Below are 8,905 nucleotides of genomic sequence, written 5' to 3' on the forward strand. Positions count from 1 at the left end.
CAGGCGGAGATAACAGATCCGCCTGATGTTTGTAAAAAGGAGAAAATTAAAATATGAAAAATTATAACCGTATGCCGGAAAACTTTCTCTGGGGCGGAGCAACCGCTGCAAACCAGTATGAAGGCGGTTGGGATGAGGATGGCAGAGGCCCGTCCATTGCAGATATCCTGACAGGAGGAAGTGTGGATAAGGAACGTCGTCTTACACCGCCGGCACCGTTACCGGAAGAATTTTATCCCAATCACCAGGCGACTGATTTTTATCATCACTGGAAAGAGGATATTGCTCTTTTTGCAGAGATGGGATTTAAGGTATATCGTTTTTCTATTTCTTGGTCCAGAGTGTTCCCAAATGGGGATGAGGAAACTCCAAATGAGGAAGGCCTTAAGTTCTACGACAATGTGATCGACGAACTGAGAAAATATAACATTGAGCCGCTGATAACGATCTCTCATTATGAGAATCCCCTTCATCTTTCTCTGGAGTATGGCGGATGGAAAAATCGTAAGATGATCGATTTCTATCTTCGATTTGCAAAGGTTTTATTTGAGAGATATAAAGGTAAGGTAAAATACTGGCTGACTTTTAATGAGATCAATATGCTGACGCAGGACTTTGGTGCGGTATTCTGTGCAGGAATGCTGGACCCGAAGGATGTATGTGAGCAGAGCCGTTATCAGGCAATGCATCACCAGCTGGTAGCAAGTGCACTTGCAGTTTCCATGGCTCATGAGATCGATCCGGAGTTTATGCTTGGCTGTATGCTTGCTTATCACAATGGTTATCCATATACCTGCCATCCGGATGATATCTTATATGCACAGCAGTTTGGGCAGATCCACAATTCCATTGCCGGTGATGTTCATGTAAGAGGATATTATCCGGGATTTGCAGCGAGATACTTTGAGGAGCACGGAATCCAGCTGGAGGTTCTTCAGGAGGATAAAGAAATCCTCAAGAAGGGTACGGTGGACTTTTTCACCATCAGCTATTATTCCAGTAGCTGTGTCAGCGTGACAAAGGACGGAGAGAAAACGGCCGGAAATGGAAGTGACAATCTGAAAAATCCATATCTGAAAGCTTCCGACTGGGGCTGGCAGATCGATGCAACTGGTCTTCGCTATGTTCTGAACCAGATCTATGACCGCTATCAGATTCCGATCATGATCGTGGAAAATGGTCTTGGGGCCGTGGATCAGCTGACAGAGGATGGAAAGATTCACGATGATTACCGTATTGAATATATGCGCCGCCATATAGAGCAGATGAAGGAAGCAATCCATGACGGAGTAGATCTGATCGGCTACACCTGCTGGGGCTGTACAGATCTTGTCAGTGCCTCCACCGGAGAATTCAAGAAGCGTTATGGTCTTATCTATGTAAATAAAAATGATGACGGGACCGGAGACTTTTCCAGAATCCGCAAAGATTCTTTTTACTGGTACAAAAAAGTGATTGAATCCTGCGGGGAAGAGCTTTAACTGAATCAACTGCGAAGCAGTTATCTGGTGTAGAATTATGTAGCGAATGCGGTTGCTTTTATCCGGCTGACGACAAAATCCTGGAGTATGACAATGTACTCCGGGATTTTTTTGGAAGGTTGACTTTTACACGGTAAAGTGTAATACTTATTGTAAGTGACGAATGTGAGGAGTGTTTTTTATGCTGGATGAAAAAGTACTGCAGGTAGCGATACTTATATGGGGATGTGTATTTTGTGCCATAGCTGCAATATGTATATTTCTGAGCAGTAATTATGACAGGGAAAAGCGTCGGTATCTTATCCTGATGGAGAGTTTTGCTTCCATGTTATTGCTGATGGATGCCATGGCGCATATTTTCAGCGGATATCCCGGAGTTCCGGGCAGTGTGATGGTCCGTATTTCGAGTTTTCTCGTATTCCTTTTAAGTGACGTAGTCCTGCTGTGTTTTCACATTTATGTGTGTGTTTATCTGTTTTCGAAGAGGGAGCGGAGAACATTAAAAAGAGTAAAAGCCGGATATGTTATTGCTGCCGCAGGGGCTGTTTTTGTGGTGATCTCGCAGTTTACTCACTGGTATTATTACATAGATGTGGATAATTATTACCATCGGGCACCGTTATATATTATGTCAATTCTTCTTCCGGCAGCAGGCTTGCTCATTGATCTTACGCTTCTGCTCCAGTACAAAAAGAGAGTCAGCAGGAAGCTCCTGTTCTCTATGCTGTCATGCATTGTACTTCCGGCAGTGGCGGCAGCTGTGCAGGCATTCAGGTATGGAATGTCGCTGATCGATTTTTCTGTTGGTATTTCCATGATCATTATGTTTATCGTGACGATGACGGAGCTGAATCAGGAAATGTATGAGCTGATAAGCAGAGAGGGCAAGATAAAGGAAAGACTTGAGATCGCAACGATACTGAATAAATGCATTGCTGAGTTGATATCAGGAGAAGATGAAGATGCGGCGATCTCCAATCTGCTGCGTATTATCAGTGGGTATTTTGACGGAGATCGCAGTTATATTGTTCAGATCGATGAAAAGAGGAATGTCTGTACAAATACCTATGAGTATGCCATGAACGGAGTGACTGCTGAGAAGGATAATCTTCAGAAGGTTCCCATGGAAATGCTGGATATCTGGATGGACAGCTTCCGGAAAAATGGCCTGTATTATATTCCGGATATTGAGGAGGAGCAGGGTCAGCCGTATTATGAGACTCTGAAGATGCAGGACATTACCAGGCTGCTGACCGTTCCTTTAAACAGTGACGGAAAGATCATAGGATTTCTCGGGGTAGATAATCCGAGACTGCATTATGAGGATCATACGCTGCTGTCATCTATACAGTACTTTTTAACGGACAGCCTGAAAGCCAAGGAGCGTAAGGCGTGTCTGCAGTACATGAGCTACCGTGATATGCTGACGACCTTGTATAACAGGAACAGGTATATTCAGGTTCTGGAAGGCATGCAGGCAAAAACAGTGATAAAAACAGGCGTAGCATATATTGATATCAATGGTCTGAAACGGGTGAATGATCTTTACGGACATGAGGCCGGAGACAGGCTGATCATAAACACAGCGCGTTCCATGCTTGCGATTCTGCCGGAAAATGCTTACCGGGTAGGTGGCGATGAATTTGTACTCATCTGTTTTGATATGGATGAGAAGATTTTTCGGAGTAAGGTTCGGGATATCTGTGACAGCATTGTTGCTAAAAGGATCAGTGTTTCTGTTGGCGTTGTCTGGGAGGAAAGCTCTTCGGAGCTTGATACAATGCTGAGAAGAGCAGATGATCTTATGTATGCGGAAAAAAAGAAATATTATGAAAAGCATGGAACGATGTGAAGGTATGTAGCAGAGTGTAAGAGGAGGTCAGAAGAAAATTCTAATAATGCTGTGCCCGGTATTTTTATACCGGGCATTTCGTTTGTGCTAAAAGAAACGCCGGAATAAAAATATCGGACGAAATTTTGAAAGATTTTCTGTAACGTTTTTGAGATCAGTGCGTCTTATAAGTGAGAAGGGAGGAAAGAGAAAAACCGATGAACATAGAGGAACTTTACCGGACATATTTTGACATTGTATATCGGTATATCCGTTCTATCTCACAGGATGGATCGCTGGCTGAGGAAGTGACACAGGAGACATTTTTTAAAGCTCTGGAAAAGATAGATCAGTTCCGGGGTGACTGTGATGTGCGGGTGTGGCTCTGCCAGATCGCAAAGAATACGTTGTACAATCATCTGAAAAAACAGAAGAAGCAACTTCTCGGGGATGAGAAGCTGGAAAAAACAGAAAGCGCTGGCGGAGAGCTTCTGGAGGAAAAGCTGGCGCAGCGGAGCCAGGCTATGGAAATCCACAAGGTTCTGCATAGACTTTCGGAACCGTACAAAGAAGTTTTTTCCCTGCGGACCTTCGGAGAGCTGACCTTCCGTGAGATTGGAATGCTTTTTGGAAAAAGTGAAAACTGGGCGAGGGTGACTTATTACCGTGCAAGAGTAAAGATCAGAGAGGAGCTGGAGCAATGAGGATCACATGTGATGTAATACAGGATCTGATGCCATCTTATGTGGACGGCATTTTAAGTGAAGACAGTCAGGCGTTGGTAAAAGAGCATATGGAAGCTTGTAAGGAATGCAGAAAAATGTTGGAGATTATGAAAGAGGAGCAGGGAAAAGAGCAGGCTCAAATGATATTATCTGCAGCCTCCGGAGCACGACACAGAGTTGGTGAAACGGAAAATATCAGAAGCGCAGCCGCACTGAAAAAAATCCGGAAAAAATTAATAATACGCAGAGTGCTGACAGCAGCAGTGGCAGTTATCCTGACACTCATCGCTGCGGCAGCAGGCTACAACCACTGGTATTTCAACGAAAAATACATGACCCTGGAAAATAGCGGAATGTACGTAAAAAATAATAGATTGTATTCTTCCAATAATCTCATCAACCGAATGAAAGTACAGTACACGGAAGATGGAAAAACAGAGTTCGTCTACGCCATTGACGCGCCATATGCAGGAACTCTGGAACTGAAAGGCGATGACATGCTGCTTCAGGATTTTTCCAAAAAGACAGAGGAAGTATCACCGGAAGATGACAGCACCCCGGAAACGGTAACAGAGGTTTATTATATGAGTGAGGAGGCCAGAAAGAAGAGCCTGGAATTAACAGAGCTGGAAGCAAAGGGAGATCTGGATGCAGCGGAGAAAATTGTGGATGAGATGAAACAGGAATCGAAGCTGATATGGTCGGAACAAGAGGATAGAAATACCGCATCGTCTATGTTAAAATAAAACCTGGACAGTACAGTGAAAAAGTTCTATAAAAATTCTGTGCTGTAGGCAAAAAAACAGACAGCAGTGAATTTACGTATTTACTGCCGAAGAACAGGGGGACATAAGATGTTATTTGTATGCTATCCAAAATGCAGTACCTGCAAAAAGGCTCAGAAATGGCTGGATGAGAGTGGCGCAGAATATACGTTGCGTGATATTAAGACGGACAATCCAACTGCAGAGGAACTGAAAGCCTGGTGGGAAAAAAGCGGTCTTCCGCTGAAGCGTTTTTTCAATACCAGTGGAAATATTTATAAAGAGATGAAACTGAAAGATAAACTTCCGGAGATGAGCGAGGAAGAGCAGCTTGCGCTTCTTGCAACAGACGGGATGCTTGTGAAACGACCAATCCTTGTTGGGAAAGACAAGGTGCTGGTGGGCGCTAAAGAAAAAGAATGGGAAGAGTATCTGAAATCATGAAAAAGAAACTGAATTATGCGGATATCGTTAAGGAAACCGTGATCCTCACCGTGGCAGTGGCGATCATTGCAGCGGCGGTATATTTTTTCCTAGTGCCAAGCCATACGTCGGTCAGCAGTATTTCCGGTCTTGGAATCGTGCTTTCCAACTTTGTGCCGCTGCAGCTGTCGGCGATTACCATGATCCTGAATGTGGTATTGCTGATCATTGGATTTTTTACCTGTGGAAGAGAGTTTGGAGTTAAGACGGTTTATACCAGTGTGATGCTGCCGTTGTTTCTGGGATTGTTTGAGATCATTTTTCCGAATTTCGGTTCTATGACAGACAGCCAGGAACTGGATGTTCTGTGTTATATTCTGGTAGTGAGTGTGGGACTTAGCATTCTTTTTAACCGGAATGCATCCTCAGGCGGACTGGATATCGTGGCGAAGATCATGAATAAGTATCTCCACATGGAACTTGGAAAAGCCATGTCTCTTTCCGGTATGTGCGTGGCACTTTCCGCGGCGCTTGTGTATGATAAAAAGACGGTGGTCTTAAGTATTCTGGGAACGTATTTTAACGGAATCGTTCTGGATCATTTTATTTTTGACAATAATATCAAGCGGCGTGTCTGTATCATCACGAAAAAGGAAGAGGAGCTGAGGCAGTTTATCATCCATGACCTGCACAGCGGAGCCACGATCTATGAGGCCATCGGAGCCTATAACATGGAAAAACGCCGTGAGATCATCACCATCGTAGATAAAGGTGAATATCAGAAGCTGATGAAGTTTATAAACCAGGAGGACCCGAAAGCGTTTATCACGGTTTATAATGTATCGAATATGCGGTATCAGCCGAAGAAATAAGAATATTTTGCTGGAATAAAAAAAATCCCGGGACAAAACTCCCGGGATTTTTTTTGCCATATTTTACAGGAAAATATATTTCAGGATAAACAGCACTGCCAGTACATACATCAGAACGCTGATCTTCTTTTCTTTTGCCTTACCTGTGATCAGGTTGATGGCTACGTATGTGATAATTCCCATGGAGATACCTTCGGAAATGCTGTAGAAGAACGGCATTGCGATGATACATACATAACATGGGATCGCCTCGGACATATCGCTGAAATCAATGCTGATAACATTGCTGAGCATGTACAATCCAACGATCACCAGAGCCGGAGCTGTGGCAAAGGACGGGATCGCCAGGAAGATCGGAGACAGGAACAGGGACAGGCCAAATAAGATGGCGGTTGTCACTGCGGTAAGTCCGGTTCTTCCGCCTTCGGATACACCGGAAGCACTTTCTACGAAGGTAGTGGTTGTGGATGTACCAAGAACTGCACCGGCAGTTGTTGCAACTGCATCTGCAAGAAGTGCGCCCTTGATGTTAGGAAGCTTGCCATTTTCATCCAGCATGCCTGCTTTAGAAGAGACACCAACGAGAGTTCCAAGAGTATCAAAAAGATCTACAAATAAAAATGCAAACAGGATAACAAGGAAATCCAGTGAGAAAACTCCGTCAAACTGCAGCTTCGCAAAGATCGGAGCAAGGCTCGGGATAGAGAGTCCGTTGCTGAAATCCGGGAGCAGGCTGTAGAAGCCGATCTCCGGGTTCGGAACATAAAGTCCGGCGAACTGACAGATGATTCCAAGTCCCCATGTGATCAGGATACCCCAGAGGATGTTTCCCTTTACATTTTTAACAACCAGGATTCCGGTTACGATGATACCGATCAGAGCCAGGATAACGGTGATCCCAACGTTGTTGAAGGAAGCCTCTACACCCTTGGCTGCGTTGTAGCCATCTACAGAGAAAAGCTGCAGCAGAGTGGAGCCGCCGATCACGATATTGGCATTCTGTAATCCTACAAATGCAATAAAAAGACCGATACCAACACTGACTGCGGATTTCAGGTTCAGAGGGATCGCATTGAAGATCGCTTCACGTACATTGGTAAGTGAAAGAACGATAAATACGATACCTTCTGCAAAAACTGCAGTCAGTGCATACTGCCAGCTGTATCCCATACCGATGACAACTGTATAGGCAAAGTATGCGTTCAGACCCATTCCGGGTGCCAGTGCGAACGGGTAGTTGGCGAAGATTGCCATCAGCAACGTTCCCAGGAAGGCTGCCAGTGCGGTAGCTGTGAATACAGCTCCGGAATCCATGCCGGTTGCGGACAGGATGTTCGGGTTAACTGCCAGGATATAGGCCATTGTCATGAAGGTGGTGATACCTGCCAGAACCTCTGTTTTGGCGTCCGTTTTATTTGCGGACAGCTTGAAGATTTTTTCTAACATATTTCTTTCCCTTTCTTAAATATGTTTTTGGACAACATGTCTATTTTATCATATAAAAATTTCGTATGCAATCGTTAGTGCTTAACAGATATTGTTATGTAAGGTAATTTTTTGCAAAATACTTTTACAAGCAGGTAATTTGTGTGTAAAATACAGAAAAGAGAGTATTCGATTTACAGACGGGTTTATTTTGCAATGAAAGGGGGATGGATAATGTCTGAGAAAAAACTGCGGAATATTACAGATGTGCTCTGCTTTCTGATGATCCTTGGGTACGTGATGTATCTTGTGGCCACCTGGGGAAATCTGCCGGAGAGGGTGCCGATCCATTTTAATGCGCATGGGATCCCGGACCGGTATGGAAAGAAGGGCAGCCTTCTTCTGGAGCCGATTTTGGGGCTGCTGATCCTGGCACTTCTGATGTTCTGTCAGAGATTTCCACAGTGGTGGAACTATCCAGTTGAGGTGACAGAGGAAAACAGAGAGCATATCTTTGAGATTGCGTCAAAAATGATGTCTGTGATCAAGCTGTTATCCATTGGAGTATGTCTTTATGCCGGGATCAGCGGGAATCTGGGAACGGCACCTATGTGGCCGGTGTGGATACTGATCACAGGGATTTTCGTGACATTGATCCTGGGGATCCGGGGGATATATAAGGCTGGTAAAGAAACTGGCATGGATGAGGATGATAAATCGTGAAGCGGTCGTGTTTGTGATCATATAGCAGAGTGGAAGGGAAATGTTCGATTTATTGTACTGAATATGGGAACCAGCGAAAGCGGATCGCGAATATCCGCTTGGTGAAATTATAATAAAAACAGGAAAGGAATCTCAGGAGGATATGGCAGATACAAGAACAGATGAGCTTTACAGAGCGCTTCAGGATAAGGGCTATCCCGATGAGCTGTGCCGGGAAATCGCCTATAAACATATGAATACCGATTACACAGCTACACGGATGCTGGGATATTTATACAGGGTGACAAGTCCCAGAGTGGAGGATGTGATCGATGAGATGCTGGCGATCTTAAGTGATAGGGAAGCCATCGTCCGGAAGAAAGAGCTGGAGCACGCCCAGGCTACGATCAACAGCGTGTATCGGGAGGGTTTGTAACGGAAATCCCGGAGCTTTGCCAGTGCTGGCGGATCAGAAGCTTCATCCTTTAAGGAAAATCAGGAGATCATGGCTCTGGAGCATCATCTCCTTCCGCAGAAATTCATCATTGATAACTACATCAATATGAACGCACACTTTAATTTTATCCGTTTCTTTTAAACAGTATTGTTATTACGGTAGTGATTACTCTGATCGTAATTTATGCAAGTAATTGAAGATGGACAAAATAGTAATTGTATTAAC

The 8,905-nt window shown here is 44.3% G+C and carries 9 protein-coding genes; 8 read left to right on the forward strand and 1 reads right to left on the reverse strand.

Annotation, left to right across the window (positions count from 1 at the left end; all coding sequences use genetic code 11):
- Positions 1–53: 53 nt before the first annotated feature.
- From DW694_RS05500 to DW694_RS05525, 6 genes are all read left to right on the forward strand, one after another.
- Positions 54–1,481, forward strand: a complete 1,428-nt coding sequence (locus tag DW694_RS05500) for a glycoside hydrolase family 1 protein (RefSeq protein WP_059086639.1) — start codon at positions 54–56, stop codon at positions 1,479–1,481.
- Positions 1,482–1,662: 181 nt separating this feature from the next.
- On the forward strand, positions 1,663–3,333 hold the full coding sequence (locus DW694_RS05505) for a diguanylate cyclase (protein ID WP_118752661.1): 1,671 nt from the start codon (positions 1,663–1,665) through the stop codon (positions 3,331–3,333).
- 197 nt (positions 3,334–3,530) lie between these two features.
- Positions 3,531–4,016, forward strand: a complete 486-nt coding sequence (locus tag DW694_RS05510) for an RNA polymerase sigma factor (protein ID WP_118752662.1) — start codon at positions 3,531–3,533, stop codon at positions 4,014–4,016.
- The gene (locus tag DW694_RS05515; protein ID WP_118752663.1) at positions 4,013–4,783 is read left to right on the forward strand and encodes a zf-HC2 domain-containing protein; all 771 of its coding nucleotides are present in this window, start codon (positions 4,013–4,015) and stop codon (positions 4,781–4,783) included. The genes DW694_RS05510 and DW694_RS05515 overlap by 4 nt, the downstream gene beginning before the upstream one ends.
- A gap of 108 nt (positions 4,784–4,891) precedes the next feature.
- Positions 4,892–5,245, forward strand: coding sequence for an arsenate reductase family protein (locus tag DW694_RS05520; RefSeq protein WP_015526336.1), 354 nt, complete (start codon positions 4,892–4,894; stop codon positions 5,243–5,245).
- Complete coding sequence (locus DW694_RS05525; protein ID WP_015526335.1) at positions 5,242–6,096, forward strand: YitT family protein; 855 nt, start codon at positions 5,242–5,244, stop codon at positions 6,094–6,096. The genes DW694_RS05520 and DW694_RS05525 overlap by 4 nt, the downstream gene beginning before the upstream one ends.
- 63 nt (positions 6,097–6,159) lie before the next feature.
- Here the strand turns inward: DW694_RS05525 and DW694_RS05530 are convergent, their stop codons facing one another.
- The gene (locus tag DW694_RS05530; RefSeq protein WP_118752664.1) at positions 6,160–7,542 is read right to left on the reverse strand and encodes an NCS2 family permease; all 1,383 of its coding nucleotides are present in this window, start codon (positions 7,540–7,542) and stop codon (positions 6,160–6,162) included.
- Between the two features lie 213 nt (positions 7,543–7,755).
- Between DW694_RS05530 and DW694_RS05535 the strand changes: the two genes are divergently transcribed.
- A complete protein-coding gene (locus DW694_RS05535; RefSeq protein WP_173740140.1) occupies positions 7,756–8,244 on the forward strand; it encodes a DUF1648 domain-containing protein in 489 nt (162 codons plus the stop codon).
- Between the two features lie 142 nt (positions 8,245–8,386).
- Entirely contained in the window at positions 8,387–8,659 is a 273-nt protein-coding gene (locus DW694_RS05540; protein WP_059086966.1) for a hypothetical protein, read from the forward strand.
- The last annotated feature ends 246 nt before the right edge of the window (positions 8,660–8,905 follow it).

The organism is Ruminococcus sp. AM26-12LB, from assembly GCF_003480785.1.
GTDB classification, from domain to species: Bacteria; Bacillota; Clostridia; order Lachnospirales; family Lachnospiraceae; genus Blautia_A; species Blautia_A fusiformis.

Excerpts from the sequence above, each read along its gene's own strand:
- DW694_RS05505 (WP_118752661.1), top strand. The coding sequence starts at position 1,663 with ATGCTGGATGAAAAAGTACTGCAGGTAGCGATACTTATATGGGGATGT.
- DW694_RS05515 (WP_118752663.1), top strand. The coding sequence starts at position 4,013 with ATGAGGATCACATGTGATGTAATACAGGATCTGATGCCATCTTATGTG.
- DW694_RS05510 (WP_118752662.1), top strand. The coding sequence starts at position 3,531 with ATGAACATAGAGGAACTTTACCGGACATATTTTGACATTGTATATCGG.
- DW694_RS05530 (WP_118752664.1), bottom strand. The coding sequence starts at position 7,542 with ATGTTAGAAAAAATCTTCAAGCTGTCCGCAAATAAAACGGACGCCAAA.
- DW694_RS05540 (WP_059086966.1), top strand. The coding sequence starts at position 8,387 with ATGGCAGATACAAGAACAGATGAGCTTTACAGAGCGCTTCAGGATAAG.
- DW694_RS05500 (WP_059086639.1), top strand. The coding sequence starts at position 54 with ATGAAAAATTATAACCGTATGCCGGAAAACTTTCTCTGGGGCGGAGCA.
- DW694_RS05520 (WP_015526336.1), top strand. The coding sequence starts at position 4,892 with ATGTTATTTGTATGCTATCCAAAATGCAGTACCTGCAAAAAGGCTCAG.
- DW694_RS05535 (WP_173740140.1), top strand. The coding sequence starts at position 7,756 with ATGTCTGAGAAAAAACTGCGGAATATTACAGATGTGCTCTGCTTTCTG.
- DW694_RS05525 (WP_015526335.1), top strand. The coding sequence starts at position 5,242 with ATGAAAAAGAAACTGAATTATGCGGATATCGTTAAGGAAACCGTGATC.